We start from the raw sequence: 17157 nt of genomic DNA, 5'->3' as shown, positions 1-17157 counted from the left end.
TATGGGCAAAAGCACGCGCCGGCCACGCTATTGCGTGACAGGCAGGTCAAGTCGCTGGGAGAAAGCTCGCGTCGTACATCGAGGGTCCCGTCAAAGGGGAGAGCCTCATGCGGCGCCGGGGAACAGTCATAGCGACGGCATCGCCGCCGACCGAACCCGAGGGTGTTCAGCGCGTCGTTTGTGGGCTGGTCAGGGGGACCAGAAACGGCCTGAACGAGGTCAGAGGAGACGAACGAATCGAAGCAGCCAAACTGCAACGAAGCCGCAATCATAGCACGCTAGGGTTTTTACTAGCAAGTCCCTCGACCATGCCGGCGCCTGTATCTATACTTCGAGCCGGTCGGCAGTTCACCCAGGCCTTGCCGCGCGAGCCCGCTCGCGAGCTAAACCTGCCTTTGATTCCCCTGCATGTCACGTGGCGCCCTGTGCCCCTGGCTGCAAGCCGGCAAGCCCAGCCCCTGTTGTGACGACAGGCCTTGCGCACATGGCGATGGAGTGCTGATCCATGCCCCGTGAACTCATTGCCTGCACCGTGCCGGACCTGTCGGCCTTCGCCAAGCTGCTGCGCAAGCAGCTCGCCGAAGCCACCCCGGCCGAGCATCTGCCCAGCCACCTGAGCCTCTTGAACATGCTGGCGCGTGCCGCCGGCCACCGCAATCTGCAGGCGCTGAAGGCGCTGAGGGCGCTGGAGCCCCAAGCGCCCCAAGCGCCCAATGCGCCGGGCCGCCTGCCCGAGCGCCTGCGCCAGGCGCCGGCGCGCGGCCCGCGCCATCCCGCGCTGAGCGAGACGGCCGACCGGGCGCTGCGCCAGTTCGATGCGCAAGGCCGGCTGATGCGCTGGCCCACCAAGTTCAGCGTGCAGCGCCAGGCACTGTGGGGCCTGTGGCTGCATTTCGATGCCAAACGCCCCTACACCGAGCGCGAGGTCAACCATATCCTGCAGGCCCGGCATTGCTTCGGCGACCACTGCACCCTGCGGCGCGAGCTGGTCACGATGAAGCTGCTGGCGCGCACGCCGGACGGCGCGGTCTACCGCAAATGTCCGGCCCGGCCCGACGCCGAGGTGGCCGCCCTGCTGCGCGCGCTGCGCGAGCGCCAAGCCGCGGCGACGGCTTAAAGCGCCGCCAGCAGGGCCTGCAGCGCCGGCATCAGCTCGGCCAGCTGGGCCTCGCCCAGCCAGGCCGGCGGCGCGTCCAGCCAGGCCGGGAAGCTCACGCCCCGCTGCTGGACCGCCAGCAGCGCACGATCCGGCGAGCCCTCGACCAGCAACTGGGCCACCGGCACGCCGCGCGCCGCCTCGCCGCAGGCCCGACGCAGGCGCTGTTCGGGCTGCGCGCCGCTCCACGGCAGGTCGGCATGAACCAGGGCCAGCCTGGCCTCGCCCAGGCCGCCGGCATGGGCCGCCAGCGCGGCGTCGCTGGCAAGCAGCACCGCCCCGCCCGCGGCGCGCCAGGCCTGCAGCACCGCGTCCTGGCCACCGCCGGCGCGCAGGCGCCGCACCGCCAGCTTGCGCACCGTGAGCGCCTGCGCCAGGCTGTCCAGCAGGGTCTCGGACTGGGCACACACCAGCAGACGCGCCGCCGCCGCCGGCAGCCACTCGCCCTGCAGCGCCAGCACCGCTTCGGCCTTGGCCGTCAACGCGTGACGCGACGAGGGCGGCAGCAAGGTCAGGGCCTGCAACAGCTGCTGCTGCTCGGCCGCGCCCAGGAACCGCAGGCGCTGCCAGCGCTCGACCAGGGCTTGCAGCTGCAGCAGCGCGGCCTGCGGCTGGCTCGGGCCGCCCGGCTGCAGCCAGCGCGGCTGCGACAAGGCCGCCGGCAGCTGCTCCTGCAGCTCGCGCTTGCGGCGCGACAGCAGCACGGTCTGCAAGGCCTCGCGCCGCGCCTTCTTGCTGGCATCGGCCGGCAGCGCGGCCAGGCGGGACGCCGGGCCGCGCCGCGCGGCGTCGAGCCAGTCGATCCAGCGGCCCAGCCGGGCATCGGCCAGCGGCTCCTGCTCGCAGATCAGCAGCAGCTGGGCCACGTCCAGCGCGCGCAGGGCCTGCAGGCCCGCATCGTCCAGACCGTCGAGCGCATCCACCACCAGCAGCTGCGGCCTGGCCCCGCGGCCACCGCCGGGCGCCTGCTCGGCCAGCGTCAGGCTGGCCGGCCATTCGCCCAGCAGGCGCTGGATATCGCGGCGCCAGCCTTCCTGCCGGGCCGCCGGCGCGATCACCAGCGCGGGCTCGACACCGAAATAGCGCGCCCACAGCGCGATCGCCGCGATCGCCGCGCCGCGCTGCCCCAGACCCAGATCGTCGGCCAGCAGGGCCCGGCCGGCGCAGACCGCGAACAGCGCGGCCTCCCATTGATAGGCGGGCAGCGGCTCCTGCAGCAGGGCGGCGAGCGCGCCGGGCTCCTGCAGCAGGGGTTCGAGGCGCTGCACGCGCGCCTGCGCATCGCGCGCCCAGCCGAGCTGCGTCCAGATCTCGGGGGCAACGCGCAGCGGCACGCCTTCGCCGCGGGCCTCGTCCAGCAGCGCCTGCAGCCAGCCATGCGCCTGCTCCGCGGGCAGGCGCAGCTGCTCGTCCAGCGGCGGCCGGGCCAGCTCGTTCAATGCAGCGGGCACCGCCAGGCCCGGCACCCACTGCAGCCGGCGCTCGCCGCCCTGCTCCAGCAGCCAGACCTCGGCCTCGCGGGCCGGCCAGCCGGCATCGAGCCGGGCGATTTGCTCCAGCGGCAACAGGCTCAACAGGGCCTCGCCATGCTCGCAGTCGGCCTGCACGGCATGCAGCGCGCAGTCGCAGCGCCAGGCCATCGGCCCCAGCAGGCGCAGGCGATAGGCCGTGGCCTGCTCGCGGTCCAGCAGCTCGTAGTCGCCGAACACGCCCTCGTCCTCGCGCGAGCCCAGGCTGTAGCGCGGCGGCGCAGCGGGTTCGGCCGGCGGGGCCGCTGGCGGCACTTCGGCTTTGGGCTTGCGGCGGCCGGCGGCCTTTTTCGCTGCAGGCGCGGGTTCGGGCGCAGGTTCGGGCACCGGTGCCGCCTGGACCACGGGCGCGGCGGCCTTGCGGGCGCGCTTGGCCGGCGCTTTCTTGACCTCGGCCGCTTCGGCCACTGCTCCCGGCTCCACCGGCTCAACCGGCGTCGGCGGCACGGCCACCGCGGCCGCGGCCTTCTTGCGCGGGGTCGAGCGCTTGGCCGGCACGGCCTCGCTCACGGGCTCGACCGGCGCCGGGGCCGGGGCACGCTTGCGCGCCGGTTTCGCTGCCGGTGCCTCGACCGTCTCGACGGGCGCGGCTTCGGCCTTCGCGGCCACGGTCTTGCTGCGCGCCGGGCTGCGGCGCTTGGGGCTAGTCGTTGTTGTCATCTCGATGGGTGGGTACGGGCGGCGTTGCCGGCTGCGCGGTCTCTGAAGGGTTGCCGCCCTCGGCCTGCAGCAGCCGGGCCTCGAGCCAGCCGCGCAGACTGTTGAAAAAGGCGAGCCGGGTGGCCCGCGCCAGATCGTTCTTGCCGAGCCGCGCCTCGCGGACGCGGCCCTGCGCCAGCAGCTCCTCGCGCAGCACGCCGGGCAGCAGCCCGGCAGCGGCGCGCGGCGTCAGCCACCGGCCCTCGATTTCAAGGGCGATATTGCCGAAGGTGCCTTCGGTCAGCTCGCCCGCTTCGTTCCACAGCAGCACATCGAAGGCGCCGGCCGGCTTGTCCGCGGCCAAGGCCTCGTAGAGTTCGCGGCGCGTCGTCTTGTGCTGGATGAATTCGGCCGCCGGTCCGGTGGTGGCGATCGGCCGATCGGCCAGCGCCAGCAGCACCGGCTGCGGCGTGGCGCTCAGCGGCTGCAGCTCGACCGCCAGCTTGGCCGCGCGCGCCAGGGTCAGGCGCACGCGCCAGACCCCGTCGGGGTGCTCGCGCGCCGTCTTGGCCAGCAGGGCGCGCACGCAGTCGCCGCACCAGCTCAGGCCGAAATGGCGCACGCAGCGCTGCAGGCGCGCCAGGTGCAGCTCCAGGCGCGCATAGACGCCCTGCTCCAGCCTCAGGGTCTCCAGCGCCGCGATGGGCCGCTCGGCGCGCAGCAGGAAGCGGGTCTTGGCGCGCCACTCGGCGATCTCGGCCGGGGCCTGCGAATCCAGCGTGATGCCGCTGCCGATGCCGCATTGCAGGTCGCCGTCCGGCGCGGTCTCCACGGTCCGGATCGGCACATTGAAGGTGGCCGCCCCGCCCGGCTGCATGAGACCCAGGGCGCCGCAATACCAGCCGCGCGGCCGCTGCTCGAGCTCGGCAATGATCTGCATGGCCCGCACCTTGGGCGCACCGGTGACCGAGCCGCAGGGGAACAGCGCAGCGAAGAGCTGCGCCAGCGTCAGGCCGCCGCGCCCCACCGCGGTGACGGTGGAGGTCATCTGCCAGACCGTGGACAGGGCATGCAGCTCGAACAGGCGCGGCACCCGCACCGAGCCGGTCACCGCGATGCGCGACAGGTCGTTGCGCAGCAGGTCCACGATCATCAGGTTCTCGGCGCGCTCCTTCTCGCTGGTGCGCAGATAGGTCTGGGCCGCCTCGTCGCCGGCACGGTCGGCGCCGCGCGGCGCCGTGCCCTTCATCGGCTGGGCGGCGATCAGCCAGGTGTGGGGGGCGCCCTCGCTCTCGGGCAGCGGCCGCCAGTCGAAGAACAGTTCGGGCGAGACGCTGGCCACGCCCGGCTCTCTCAGATACAGCGCGAAGCCGCCCGGCTGGGCCGCCTGCAGGGCCAGGAAATAGCGCGCCAGCTCGAAGCCTGGTCGTGGCGCGGCACTCAGCCGCGTCGTCAGGTTGACCTGGTAGCAGTCGCCCGCGCGTATCCATTCGCGCACGCGCTCGATCTGCGCGACCTCGGCCGCGTCGTCCAGCGCGTCCAGCCAGGCCGACAGCGGCATGGCCTCGGGCTCAAACTCCGGCCAGGGTTCGGGCTCGCCGTCCCAGACCTGGAACTCGGCCAGCGGCCCCTCCGGCATCGGCGCGACCAGCGCCGCGTCGAAGACCGGCGCCGCCTCGTAGCGCAGGCCGCCCAGCACCCAGGCGCCGGCGCGCGCCGCGGCATGGGCGGCGTCGATCACCGCGCACAGCTCGGCCGCCGTGCGCGCGACGAGGCGCCGTGCCGGCGCCGTGTAGAAGGCGCCGCGCAGGCGCTCGCCGTCCTCGCGGGACAGCGGGTGGCGCGGAAAGTCGAAAGCCGCCCAGAGCGCTGCGGGGCGGCGGGTACTGCTCATCGCGAAATGCTGCGAAAGATCAGAGGCTCAGAAAATGCTCGCGGTAATAGGCGAGTTCGTCGATCGACTCGTGGATGTCGGCCATCGCGGTGTGCTTCTGCGCCTTCTTGAAGCCGTCGATGATGCCGGGTTTCCAGCGCCGCGCCAGCTCCTTCAGCGTGGACACGTCGAGATTGCGATAGTGGAAGAAATCTTCCAGGCTGGGCATGTAGTTGGCCAGGAAGCGGCGGTCCTGGCAGATGCTGTTGCCGCACATCGGCGACTTGCCCTTGGGCACATAGGCCTTCAGGAAATCGATCACCTGGACCGCGGCCTGTTCCTCGCTGATGGTGGAAGCCTTGACACGGTCGATCAGGCCGCTCTTGCCATGCGTGCCCTTGTTCCAGTTGTCCATCGCGTCCAGCGTGGCGTCGCTCTGGTGGATGGCGAACACCGGCCCCTCGACGCGCACCGTCAGCTGCGGGTCGGTCACAACCACCGCCACCTCGATGATGCGGTCGCGGTCGGGATACAGGCCGGTCATCTCCAGATCGATCCAGATCAGGTTCTGGTCGTTGCAGGCCAGCAGGGGGTTCTCGCTCATGGCTTGGTCGTTCCTTGTCCTTGGGTTGGCGTCATTGCGCTCGCAATGGTCGCAATGCGCCTTGGGCGCGCATTGTCGCAGCCCTACACTCCAGGCCATGCAGTCCGCGAATTTTCTTGTGCCCTTGAACCCCTTCCATCTGAGCCTGGCCTTCGCCGCGGCCCTGCTGCTGTCGCTGGGCCTGAAGCTCTGGCTGAACGGCCGCCAGGTGCGCCATGTGGTGCGCCACCGCGATGCCGTGCCCGCCGCCTTCGCGGCCACCGTGCCGCTGGCCGCGCACCAGAAGGCCGCCGACTACACGGTCGCCAGGGCGCGCTTCGGCCTGCTGAGCCTGGCCTTCAATGCCGTGCTGCTGCTGGGCTGGACCCTGCTGGGCGGGCTCGACCTGCTGAACCGCGGGCTGATCGGCCTCGGGCTGGAGGGCATGGCCTACCAGTTGCTCCTGATCGCCGCCTTCGCGGTGATCGGCGCGCTGCTGGACCTGCCCTTCGAGCTCTACAACACCTTCCGCATCGAACAGCGTTTCGGCTTCAACCGCATGAACTGGCGACTCTATCTGGCCGACGCGGCCAAGGGCGCCCTGGTCGGCGCGCTGATCGGCCTGCCGCTCGCCGCCCTGATCCTGTGGCTGATGGGCGCGGCCGGCAGCCTGTGGTGGCTGTGGGCCTGGGGCGCCTGGATGGGCTTCAACCTGCTGATCATGGTGCTCTACCCCACCGTGATCGCGCCGCTGTTCAACAAGTTCGAGCCGCTGGCCGAAGATCGGTACGGGGGCCTGCGCGAGCGGGTCGAGGGCCTGATGGCGCGCTGCGGCTTCGCGGCCAAGGGCCTGTTCGTGATGGACGGCAGCCGCCGCTCGGCCCATGGCAATGCCTATTTCACCGGCATCGGCGCGGCCAAGCGCGTGGTGTTCTTCGACACCCTGCTGGCGCGCCTGTCGGGCGCCGAGGTCGAGGCGGTGCTGGCCCATGAGCTGGGCCACTTCAAGCACAAGCATGTGACCAAGCGCATGCTGACGATGTTCGCGCTGAGCCTGGCCGGCTTTGCGCTGCTGGGCTGGCTCAGCAGCCAGCCGGCTTTCTACCTGGCCTTCGGCGTGCAGCCCAATCTGGACGGCCCGCGCCCCAACGATGCGCTGGCCCTGCTGCTGTTCCTGCTGGTGCTGCCGGTGTTCGGCTTCTTCTTGACGCCGCTGGCCAGCACCTTGTCGCGGCGCGACGAGTTCCAGGCCGATGCCTATGCCTGCGCCCAGGCCAGCGGTGCCGACCTGGCCTCGGCCCTCCTGAAGCTGCACGAGGACAATGCCGGCACCCTGACGCCGGACCCGGTCTACGCGCGCTTCTACTATTCCCATCCCCCGGCCAGCGAACGCCTCGCCGCCATTGCTGCCCTGTGAAGAGCCCAGCCCCATGAACCTGCTGCTTGCCCAATGCACGCCCCAGCGTGAGCCGATAGACCCCGCCCAGCTGCAGACCTGGCTGGACCAGGTGCCCGGCTGGCTGCCCGATGCCGAACACAAGCTGATCGCGCGCGCCTTCCGCTTCGACAACTTCTACCAGACCATGGCCTTCGTCGACGCGGTGGCCGAACTGGCCCATGCCCAGGACCACCATCCCGAACTGATGGTCAGCTATGGCGCCTGCACCGTCAGCTTCAGCACCCACAGCGCCAAGGGTCTGACGGCCAACGACTTCATCTGCGCGGCGCAGGTCTCGGCCCTGCCCGAGGCCGAGGGCGCATGACGAAATTCCAGGCGCTGGACCTGGGCCTGGTGGTGCGCGGCCATGGCCGTCACTACATCGTCGAGGACGCCGAGGGGCGGCGCCATGTCTGCCATCCGCGCGGCAAGAAGAGCGACTGCGTGGTGGGCGACCAGGTGCGCTGGGCCCCCACCGGCGACGAGGGCGTGATCGAGGCGGTGGAACCGCGCCGCAACCTGCTGTTCCGCCAGGACGAATGGAAGACCAAGAGCTTCGCGGCCAATCTCGACCAGCTGCTGGTGCTGGTGGCCGTGGAGCCGGTGTTCAGCGAGAGCCAGCTGGCGCGCGCGCTGATCGCGGCTGAGAGCGCCGGCATCAGCGCGCGCATCGCGCTGAACAAGACCGACCTGCCCGGCACCGCCGCCGCGCGCGAGCGCCTGCAGCCCTACCGGGACATGGGCCTGGAGGTGATGGAGGTCGCGCTGAAGGCCGACCGCGAGGGTTCCCGCGCGCTGCTGCAGCCCTGGCTGCAGGGCAAGAGCACCTTCGTGCTGGGCCCCAGCGGCACCGGAAAAAGCACCCTGATCAATCTGCTGATCCCCGACGCCCAGGCCCAGGTGGGCGACATCTCCCAGGCGCTGAACTCGGGCCGCCACACGACCACCACCACGCAGTGGTACTGGGTCGACGGCGCCGACGCGGGACGGCCGCGCACCGCCCTGATCGACTCGCCGGGCTTCCAGGAATTCGGGCTCAGGCAGATCGAGCCGGCGCAGCTGCCGCTCTTGATGCCCGATCTGCGCGCCCATGCGGGCGACTGCCGTTTCTACAACTGCAGCCACCAGCACGAACCCGGCTGCGGCGTGCGCACGGCGCTGGAAGCCGGCGCGATCAGTGCCTCGCGCTACCGCATCTACGGCGAGATCCTGGAAGAGCTGAGCAGCAAGCGCTGGTAAGCCCCGTCAAGGCTCCAGCCTGGTCCGGCTCGGCTCGACCTCGCGCACCTCGACGTCGACCACCTCGCCCACCGGCTTGTGGGCGGCCCGCGCGCCTGGCCGCATACCGGGCCGGAACTGGCGTGCCCGCTCGAAGCCCGACACGTCGATCACCGGCTTGCGGCCGCGGATCAGGCTCCAGAGCATCAGGCCCAGCATCGTGACCAGGGCCACGCCCATCAGGGCCAGCACCAGCACCACGGTGGCCACGGTCAGCAGCAGACGCACGGCGAACGAGACGAGGGCAGAGAGCATCAAGCGGTTCTTTCTTCAACAGGGCGCAGATCGCCGGCCGGCCCATGCCGGACATGGTCCGGCCTTCGCCGAGCGTCGAACAGGCCGCAGGGCCGTTCTCGGTCTCGGCTCAGCCGCGGCCGACGAAGGGCATAGATGTGGCCATCACCGTCATATTCAAGACATTGGCCGACAGCGGCAGCGAGGCCATGTGCAGCAGGGCCTGGGCCACATGCTGCACGTCCATGGTCGGCTCCACGGCGATCTGACCATGGGCCTGCGGCACGCCCTGGGTCATCTTGTAGGCCATGTCGGTCAGCGCATTGCCGATGTCGATCTGGCCGCAGGCGATGTCATGCGCGCGGCCGTCCAGTGCCAGCGATTTGGTCAGCCCGGTGATCGCATGCTTGGTCGAGGTGTAGGGCGCCGAGTTGGGCCGCGGCGCATGGGCCGAGATCGAGCCGTTGTTGATGATGCGGCCGCCGCGCGGCGACTGCGTCTTCATCAGCCGGAAGGCCGCCTGGGCACAGAGGAAGCTGGCCGTGAGATTGACGTTCACCACCGCCTGCCATTGCTCGAAGCTCAGTTCGTCGATCGCGACCGCGGGCGCCGACATGCCGGCGTTGTTGAACAGCAGGTCGAGCCGGCCGAACTCGGCCTGCACGCGCGTGAACAGCGCGCGCACGGCCTCGGGCTGGCTCACGTCGGCGGCCATCACCACGCCGCGGCCGGGCACGGCCCGCGCCGTCTCCTCCAGCGGCTCGACGCGCCGCCCCACCAGGGCCACGGTATAGCCGGCGCCCATCAGGGCCTGGGCACAGGCCCGGCCGATGCCGCTGCCGGCGCCGGTCACCATCGCGTACTTCTGTTCGGTCCTCATCGCTGCAAATCCTGCGGCTCGTCCATCGAGGCTCGCATGATGACACCAGTTGCCCGGCCCCACCGAGCCACGACCGATGCACGATTGGGCGCGATGCCTGGGCCTTGGTGACGACACCAAGGGTTAACCCTTGATCTTCAGGCGCTACAGTTGATGCCGTCCCAGCCTCCGCCCGCCCGCCTCCCGCCGTGCCCGATTCCCAGCTTTTCCCCGATACCGTCCCTAACCTGCCCTGCGCCGGCCGCCTGCTCTATATCGAGGACAACCCGATCAACCAGCTGGTGGTGCAGGAGTTGGTGGCGCAGCGCCCGCATCTGAACCTGCAATGCGCCGAAGATGGTGCCCAGGGGCTGGCGCGTGCGCGCGAGCAACTGCCCGACCTGATCCTGCTGGACATGCAGTTGCCCGATACCGATGGCTACGAGGTGCTGCGCCGCCTGCGGCTGGACTCGCTGACCGCGGCCATCCCCTGCATCGCGCTGTCGGCCAATGCAATGCCCGAGGACATCCGGCGCGCGCTGGACGCCGGCTTCACCGACTACTGGACCAAGCCGATCGACTTCAAGCGCTTCCTCGCCGGCCTGGACGCCCGCTTTCCAGCGGGCGCCTGAGCGACCCGAGTTCCCGTCAGACCAAGCCGCGGCCGCGCAGCATCGGCTCGACCTGGGCATCGCGGCCGCGGAAGGCGCGGTAGGCCTCGCGCGGCTCGCGGCTGTTGCCGCTGGCGTAGATATGGGTCAGCAGCCGGGCCGCCACCGTCGGATCGAAAGGGCTGCCGGCCTCCTTGAAAGCCTCGTAGCCATCCGCGTCCAGCACCTCGGCCCACATATAGACGTAATAGCCGGCCGCATAGCCGCTGCCGCTGAACAGGTGCTGGAAATGCGCCAGGCGGTGGTTCATGCCGATCGCGGCCGGCAGGCCATAGGCCGCCATGGTCTTGGCCTCGAACTCGGTGATGTCCGGGCCCGCCCCTTCCGGCGAGGCCTCGGTCAGCGCATGCGCGGCCATGTCGACCAGGGCGCTGGCGGTGTAGCGCACGGCCTCGTAGCCCTGGTTGAACAGCTCGGCAGCCTTGATCTTGGCCAGCAGCGCATCGGGGATCGCTTCGCCGGTCTTGTAATGGCGCGCATGCTGCTTCAGCACCTCGGGCTCGTTGATCCAATGCTCGAAGATCTGCGAGGGCAGCTCGACGAAGTCGCGCAGCACCTGGGTGCCCGACAGGCGCTCGAACTCCACGTTCGACAGCAGGCCGTGCAGGCCATGGCCGAACTCATGGAACAGGGTACGCGCGTCGTCGAAGCTCAAGAGGGTCGGCTCGCCCGGCGCGCCCTTGGCGAAGTTGTTGTTGTTCAGGATCACCGGCAGCGCGCCGCGGCCGTCCTTATCCACGATGCCTCGCGCCTGCCAGCGCAGCGCATTCATCCAGGCGCCGCTGCGCTTGGTGCTGCGCGCGAAGTTGTCCTGCAGGAAGACACCGCGGGCCTGGCCGTCGGCACCCTGCACCTCGTAGACCCTGACATCGGCGTGATAGCCGGCCACCTCGGGCCGAGCGACGAAGCGCAGGCCGAACAGGCGCTGCGCGCAGTCGAACAGCGCCTGCACCATCGCGTCCAGCGGGAAATAGGGCTTGACCTCGGCCTCGTCGAGCTCGTAGCGCAGCTTGCGCACCTTCTCGGCATAGAAGCGCCAATCCCAGGCCTCCAGCGCGAAGTCATGGCCCAGCGAGGCCATCATGCCTTCCAGGAGCCGGCGCTCGCCCTCGGCGGCGGCCTTGGCCGGCTCCCAGACCTGGCTCAAGAGGCCCTGCACCGCATCGCGCGTGCCGGCCATGGTGTCGGCCAGCGCGTAGTCGGCATAGCAGGCATGGCCGTGCAGGCGCGCCTGCACGTTGCGCAGGGTCAGGATTTCCCGGGCCACGGCGCGGTTGTCGGTCTCGCCGGCCTGCTCGCCGCGGCCGACCCAGGCGCGCCAGGCTTGCTCGCGCAGGTCGCGGCGCTCGCTGAAGGTCAGAAAGGGCACGATATGCGAACGCGACAAGGTGATCGCATGCTGGCCCTCCGCCAGGCCGCGCTCCACCGCCGCCTGGCGCGCGGCGGCGCACACGAAGTCCGGCAGGCCGGCAAGCTCGGCTTCGCCCTGCAGCACCAGCTGATAGCCGCTCTCGTCGGCCAGCACGTTCTGCGCAAACTGCGTGTTCAGCTCGGCCAGACGCTCCACCACCTTGGCATAGCGGGCCTGGGCCGCGCCCTGCAACTGGGCGCCGGCGCGCACGAAGTCCAGGTGCACGCGCTCCAGCAGGCGCAGCTGCTCGGGTGTCAGCCCCAGCGCCTGGCGCTCGGCATGCAGGGCCGCGACGCGCTTGAACAGCGCGGCATGCATATAGACCGCGTTGCCATGGGCGGCCAGCGGCGCGGCCAGCGCGCGCTGGGCGGCCTGCAGCTCGGGCGAGGTGGCCGAGGCGGACAGCGTGTAGAACAGATGCTCCAGCCTGCTCAGCAGCCGGCCGCTGCGATCGAAGGCGGCCAGCGTGTTCTCGAAGCTGGGCGCCGCGGCCTGGTCGGCGATCGCGTCAAGCTCGGCTCGCTGCTGCTGCAGCGCCGCCTCGAAGGCGGGGGCGAAATGCGCGGCCTCGATGCGCGCGAAGGGCGGCAGGCCGTAGGGATCATTCCAGTCTTGCAGCAGGGGATTGGCGGCTTGCGCTTCGCTGTGGCTCATGGCTTGTCTCGTGTATATGGCCTTCGTGGGGCCGTGAGGTGGAAGGCCGATTGTAAAAACGGCGCCGGCCTGGTGAGGGCGGCGCCGCGATCGGGCTATGCGAAGACCGGTAAGAGTTGTTCGTTACTTCTTGGCCTGGCCCATTTCCTTGCGGATGGCGATCTCGTCGGCCTCGTCGTAGGACTTCTTGCTGCACTCGTCCTTCCAGTCTTCCACCGCATCCAGGTGGGCCTCGGTGCGGGTCTGCAGCTCCTTGGTGGACTTGTTGTGGGTCTCGACCTTGGCGTCGAAGCCCTTCGCGTCCTCGGCGTACTTGACCTTGGCGGCGTTGTAGGCGTCGATCTTGCCGTCATGCGCGGCGGCCCTGGCCTTGTAGTCGTTCAGCAGCTTCTCGGCGTCGGCGCGCTCGAGCTTGGCCATCTGTTCCTTCAGGCCGTCCTGGCTCTTGATCAGGTCCTCGCGCTCCGTCTTTAGATCGGTGGCGTTGGTGTTCAGGGCCTGGCCGGTCTGGGTCAGCTCGTTCTTGACCCTGACCATGTCGGCGCGCTCCTGCGTGTTCGACTCCTGCGCGGCCTTGACCGCCTTGGCCTCGGCCTCGTTCTTGTCGAAGCGGATCAGGCAGGCGCGCAGCTCGTCGCGCGTCATCAGCTTGACCTTGGGCTTCTCGACGACCGGGCGGCTGACCTTGTTGTTCTTCGGGTCGACCTTGGCGTTGGGATTGGTCGCCACCTGGGCCAGGGCAGGCAGGGCGGCGGCGATCAGGGTGCAGAGCAGGATACGTTTCATGGGCAGGACTCTCAACATGGAACGGCACCGGTCCGCGGCGCCAGGGCGGCATCATGCCACGGACGGATAATGCCCGGTTTCGCCTCGTAACCCACAGCCCGCCATGGCGCTCAAAGCCACCATTCACAAAGCCCAGCTGCAGATCGCCGACATGGACCGCCATGTCTACGGTGATCACAACCTCACCATTGCCCGCCACCCTTCGGAGACCGACGAGCGCATGATGGTGCGCATCCTGGCCTTCGCGCTGAACGTGCCCGCCGACGAGCTGCGCGGCCGGCTGGAGTTCACCAAGGGCCTGTCGGATGTCGACGAACCGGAACTCTGGCAGCTCGACCTGACCGGCGACGTGGTGCACTGGATCGACCTGGGCCAGCCCGACGACCGCCGCATCATGAAGGCCCATGGCCGCGCCGACCGGGTCACGGTGATCTCCTACGCCAGCAGCACGCCGGTCTGGTGGAGCCAGTTGCAGAACAAGCTGACCCGGGCGCCCAAGCTGACGGTCTGGCAGATCCCGGCCGAGCAGTCGCAGGCCCTGGCGGCGCTGGCCGAACGCAGCATGCAGCTGCAGGTGACGGTGCAGGACGGCGGTATCTATGTATCCACTGCCAACGCCTCGGTCGAAATCACGCCGCTAGCGCTTAAGCTCCCGGGGAACTGAACCGGGAGATTTCACCGATGTCGCAAGCCCTGCCCCTCCAAGACCAAGAAGACCCCTACCTCTGGCTGGAGGAGGTGCAGGGCGAGCGGGCCCTGGCCTGGGTGCGCGAGCGCAACGCGCTCAGCCTGGCCCAGCTGCAGGTTCACCCCGGCTATGCGGGGCTGCGCCGCGAGCTGCTGGAGGTGCTGAACGCCAGCGACCGCATCCCCACGATCGCCCGGCGCGGCGACTGGTTCTACAACCTCTGGCAGGACGAGCAGCACAAGCGCGGCCTGTGGCGCCGCTGCAGCCTGGCCGAGTACCGCAGGCCCGAGCCGGCCTGGGAAACGGTGCTGGACCTCGACGCCTTGGGTGCGGCCGAGGGCGAGAGCTGGGTCTTCGCCGGCGCCCAGGCGCTGGCGCCCGAGTACCGGCGCTGCCTGGTGTCGCTGTCGCGCGGCGGCGCCGATGCCCATGTGGTGCGCGAGTTCGACCTGGTCGAGAAACACTTCATTCCCGACGGCTTCGCCCTGCCCGAGGCGAAGAGTCAGGTCGAGTGGATCAACGCGGACGAGATCTATGTCGGCACCGACTTCGGCCCCGGCTCGCTGACCGATTCGGGCTATGTGCGCATCATCAAGCGCTGGCGGCGCGGCACGCCGCTGGCCGAGGCCGTCCCGGTGTTCGAGGGCGCGCAGGCGGATGTCGCGGCCTCGGTCCATGTGGACCACACGCCCGGCTTCGAGCGCACGGTCTTCACGCGCGCGCTGGATTTCTACAACCAGGCCAACTTCCTGCTGCGCGGCGCGGCGCTCCACAAGCTGGACCTGCCCAGCGACGCCCAGGAGCAGTTCTGGGGCCCGCGCCTGCTGATCAGCCTGCGCAGCGACTGGGAGGTCGGCGGCCAGCGCTTCGTCGCCGGCAGCCTGCTGCTGGCCGACGCCGCGGCCTACCTGGCCGGTGAACGCCGGCTGACGCCGCTGTTCACCCCCACGCCCACCCGCTCGCTGGCCGACTACACGCTGACCCGCTCGCACCTGATCCTCAACATCTCCGACAACGTGGCCAGCCGGCTGGAGGAATGGGACTTCGGCGGAACGCAGCCGGTGCATCGCCGCATCGAGGCGCCGTTCCCGGGCACGCTGGGCATCGCCAGCCTGCACGACAACGAGCTGCACGAGGATGCGCTGGCCGAGCATTACCTGCTGAGCTACACCGATTTCCTGACCCCCGACACGCTGGCGCTGGCACAAGCCGGCAAGGCGGCCGGCCTGGCTGCACGCGAGCCGCTGAAGAGCCGCCGGCCGCAGTTCGACGCCGCCGGCATGCGCGCCGAGCAGTTCTTCGCCCGCAGCGCCGACGGCACGGCCGTGCCCTATTTCGTGATCTGGCCCCGGGGGGCGACGGCGAACGGCCGCAACCCCACCCTGCTCTACGGCTACGGCGGCTTCGAGGTCAGCATGCAGCCCTGGTACTCGGGCGGCTTCGGCCGCGCCTGGTATGCCCAGGGCGGCGTGCTGGTGCTGGCCAATATCCGCGGCGGCGGCGAGTTCGGTCCGGCCTGGCACCAGGCCGCCATCCTGGACCGCAAGCAGCGCAGCTACGAGGACTTCATCGCGGTGGCCGAGGACCTGGTGGCGCGCGGCATCAGCCGCCCGCAGCAGCTGGGCATCATGGGCGGCAGCAACGGCGGCCTGCTGGTCGGCGCGGTGGCGACGCAGCGCCCCGAGCTCTTCAACGCGGTGGTCTGCCAGGTGCCGCTGCTGGACATGCGGCGCTACCACCAGCTGCTGGCCGGCGCCTCCTGGATGGCCGAGTACGGCAACCCCGACGAGGCCGCCGACTGGGCCCATATCGCGCGCTACAGCCCCTACCAGAACGTCGCGGCGCACAAGCGCTACCCGAAGATCCTGTTCACCACCTCGACGCGCGACGACCGCGTGCACCCGGCCCATGCGCGCAAGATGGCCGCGCGCATGCTGGAGCAGGGACATGAGCTGCTGTACTACGAGAACATCGAGGGCGGCCATGGCGGCGCGGCCGACAACGAGCAGCGCGCCACCCTGCAGGCGCTGGAATACAGCTATCTGTGGCAGCAGCTCGGCGGCGAGGTGCGGTGATGACAGGGCCCCTGGACATCCGCCACGACGCCACAGGCCGCCGCTTCGCGGCCGAGATCGACGGCCATACGCTCTTCATCGAGTACGAATCGGCCCCGGGCCAGTTCATCCTCACCCACACGATCGTCGACCCGGCACTGCGCGGCCGCGGCCTGGCCGCGCACCTGATCGAACACGCGCTGGCCTGGCTGGCGCCGCGCGCTCTCCAGCTGCGGCCCGAATGCAGCTATGCGGAGCGCCATCTGCAGCACCATCCCGTGTGGCAGCGCCTGACCGCGCCGGCCGCAGCCCAGCAGGTGCTGAACTTCTGGTTCGGAGCGCTGCAGGGCCCGGACGACGGCAAGCAGCGCGTCGCCTGGTTCCGCAAGGAGGCCGGTTTCGATGCCGAGATCCGCACGCGCTTCGGCGCGGCGATCGAGCAGGCGCTGCAGGGCGGCCTGCGCGACTGGGACGCCGCCGGCCGCCATGGCGCGCTGGCCCGCATCCTGCTGCTGGACCAGTTCACCCGCAACAGCTTCCGCGACACGGCGCGGGCCTTCGCCGGCGACGCGCTGGCGCTGCAGGCCGCGCTGGCGCTGATCGCCGCCGGCCGGGATCAGGACCTGACCCCGGTGCAGCGCGTCTTCGTCTACCTGCCTTTGGAGCATGCCGAGGATCTCGACCTGCAGCAGCGCAGCGTGGCGCTGTTCGAGGCGCTGGCCGCGCAGCACCCGGCCCATGAGGCGGCGCTCGACTACGCACGCCGCCATCTCGACGTGATCGCGCGTTTCGGCCGCTTCCCCCACCGCAACAAGGCGCTGGGCCGCAGCAGCACGCCCGAGGAGCAGGCCTATCTGGCCCAGCCCGGTTCAGGCTTCTAGCGCCAGCGCCGCGCGCGCGGCCGGCAGCGCCGGCTCGGCGCGCGGCAGCAGCGCATCGACCCGGCGGCGGAAGGCCGCGAAGTCCAGCGGCTTGGTCCAGTAGTCCAGCATGCCGGCGGCGCGTGCCGCCGCCTGGGCCTCGGCGCCGGCCTCGGCCGACAGCGCCACCACCCGCAGCCCGGCCGTCGCCGGCTCGGCGCGCAGCCCGGCCAGCACCGCGTAGCCGTCCATGTCCGGCAGGTGCATGTCCAGCAGCACCAGCTCGGGTGCATGCTCGCGCGCCAGGCGCAGCGCCGTCGCGCCGTCCTCGGCCTTCAGCAGCCGCACCTGCGGCCAGGCCGCCAGCAGCTGCTCGACCAGCATCATGTTGACCTCGTTGTCCTCGACGCACAGCACCGTGCCCCGCGGCGCGCCCCCGCGCGC

General features: G+C 70.4%; 16 protein-coding genes. 8 read left to right on the top strand and 8 right to left on the bottom strand.

Translation table 11 applies throughout. The features are described 5' to 3' along the window. The first annotated feature begins 505 nt into the window (after positions 1-505). Entirely contained in the window at positions 506-1117 is a 612-nt protein-coding gene (locus AC07OQ_RS22990; RefSeq protein ID WP_495055468.1) for a DUF2087 domain-containing protein, read from the top strand. On the opposite strand, the gene AC07OQ_RS22985 is transcribed toward AC07OQ_RS22990, so the two are convergent. Genes AC07OQ_RS22985 through orn form a run of 3 tightly spaced genes read right to left on the bottom strand, consistent with a single transcriptional unit; the run spans position 1114 to position 5801 of the window. Beyond that, the gene (locus AC07OQ_RS22985; RefSeq protein WP_495055467.1) at positions 1114-3345 is read right to left on the bottom strand and encodes a hypothetical protein; all 2232 of its coding nucleotides are present in this window, start codon (positions 3343-3345) and stop codon (positions 1114-1116) included. The two genes, AC07OQ_RS22990 and AC07OQ_RS22985, sit on opposite strands and share 4 nt — an antisense overlap. Continuing rightward, a complete protein-coding gene (locus AC07OQ_RS22980) occupies positions 3329-5218 on the bottom strand; it encodes a chorismate-binding protein (RefSeq protein WP_495055466.1) in 1890 nt (629 codons plus the stop codon). The genes AC07OQ_RS22985 and AC07OQ_RS22980 overlap by 17 nt, the downstream gene beginning before the upstream one ends. 19 nt (positions 5219-5237) lie before the next feature. After that, positions 5238-5801 (bottom strand): oligoribonuclease, encoded by a 564-nt coding sequence (gene orn, locus AC07OQ_RS22975; protein WP_495055465.1) that lies wholly within the window; start codon positions 5799-5801, stop codon positions 5238-5240. Positions 5802-5898: 97 nt separating this feature from the next. Between orn and AC07OQ_RS22970 the strand changes: the two genes are divergently transcribed. From AC07OQ_RS22970 to rsgA, 3 genes are read left to right on the top strand one after another with little or no spacing between them, the layout of a single operon-like run. After that, the gene (locus tag AC07OQ_RS22970) at positions 5899-7197 is read left to right on the top strand and encodes a M48 family metallopeptidase (RefSeq protein WP_495055464.1); all 1299 of its coding nucleotides are present in this window, start codon (positions 5899-5901) and stop codon (positions 7195-7197) included. 13 nt (positions 7198-7210) lie between these two features. Beyond that, positions 7211-7543, top strand: a complete 333-nt coding sequence (locus AC07OQ_RS22965; protein WP_495055463.1) for a 4a-hydroxytetrahydrobiopterin dehydratase — start codon at positions 7211-7213, stop codon at positions 7541-7543. Next, a complete protein-coding gene (gene rsgA / locus AC07OQ_RS22960) occupies positions 7498-8457 on the top strand; it encodes a ribosome small subunit-dependent GTPase A (RefSeq protein WP_495055492.1) in 960 nt (319 codons plus the stop codon). The genes AC07OQ_RS22965 and rsgA overlap by 46 nt, the downstream gene beginning before the upstream one ends. Before the next feature lie 6 nt (positions 8458-8463). On the opposite strand, the gene AC07OQ_RS22955 is transcribed toward rsgA, so the two are convergent. Both AC07OQ_RS22955 and AC07OQ_RS22950 read right to left on the bottom strand, forming a co-directional pair. Further along, positions 8464-8751, bottom strand: coding sequence for a hypothetical protein (locus AC07OQ_RS22955; protein WP_495055462.1), 288 nt, complete (start codon positions 8749-8751; stop codon positions 8464-8466). A 109-nt stretch (positions 8752-8860) separates the two neighbouring features. Continuing rightward, positions 8861-9610 (bottom strand): SDR family oxidoreductase, encoded by a 750-nt coding sequence (locus AC07OQ_RS22950; RefSeq protein ID WP_495055461.1) that lies wholly within the window; start codon positions 9608-9610, stop codon positions 8861-8863. Between the two features lie 188 nt (positions 9611-9798). Here AC07OQ_RS22950 and AC07OQ_RS22945 point away from each other — a divergent pair, with 188 nt between their 5' ends. Then, on the top strand, positions 9799-10221 hold the full coding sequence (locus AC07OQ_RS22945; RefSeq protein WP_495055460.1) for a response regulator: 423 nt from the start codon (positions 9799-9801) through the stop codon (positions 10219-10221). Between the two features lie 16 nt (positions 10222-10237). Here the strand turns inward: AC07OQ_RS22945 and AC07OQ_RS22940 are convergent, their stop codons facing one another. Beyond that, complete coding sequence (locus AC07OQ_RS22940) at positions 10238-12325, bottom strand: M3 family metallopeptidase (RefSeq protein ID WP_495055459.1); 2088 nt, start codon at positions 12323-12325, stop codon at positions 10238-10240. A gap of 123 nt (positions 12326-12448) precedes the next feature. Then, complete coding sequence (locus AC07OQ_RS22935; RefSeq protein ID WP_495055458.1) at positions 12449-13111, bottom strand: hypothetical protein; 663 nt, start codon at positions 13109-13111, stop codon at positions 12449-12451. A gap of 103 nt (positions 13112-13214) precedes the next feature. On the opposite strand from AC07OQ_RS22935, the gene AC07OQ_RS22930 reads away from it, so the two are divergent. The 3 genes from AC07OQ_RS22930 to AC07OQ_RS22920 are packed head-to-tail and all read left to right on the top strand — an operon-like array spanning position 13215 to position 16734. Further along, the gene (locus AC07OQ_RS22930; RefSeq protein ID WP_495055457.1) at positions 13215-13775 is read left to right on the top strand and encodes a YaeQ family protein; all 561 of its coding nucleotides are present in this window, start codon (positions 13215-13217) and stop codon (positions 13773-13775) included. Positions 13776-13792: 17 nt separating this feature from the next. Continuing rightward, positions 13793-15874: a prolyl oligopeptidase family serine peptidase gene (locus AC07OQ_RS22925; protein ID WP_495055456.1), complete on the top strand. Its 2082-nt coding sequence runs from the start codon at positions 13793-13795 to the stop codon at positions 15872-15874. Beyond that, entirely contained in the window at positions 15874-16734 is an 861-nt protein-coding gene (locus AC07OQ_RS22920; protein ID WP_495055455.1) for a DUF924 family protein, read from the top strand. Before AC07OQ_RS22925 ends, AC07OQ_RS22920 begins: the two co-directional genes overlap by 1 nt. Here the strand turns inward: AC07OQ_RS22920 and AC07OQ_RS22915 are convergent. Beyond that, positions 16723-17157: response regulator (locus tag AC07OQ_RS22915; RefSeq protein WP_495055454.1), on the bottom strand; the 435-nt coding region annotated here is incomplete at its 5' end. The genes AC07OQ_RS22920 and AC07OQ_RS22915 overlap by 12 nt on opposite strands.

This window comes from Roseateles sp. GW821-FHT09B06 (assembly GCF_059418245.1).
The sequence above is the reverse complement of the archived record's forward strand: the minus strand, read 5'-3'. Positions and strand labels throughout refer to the sequence as shown.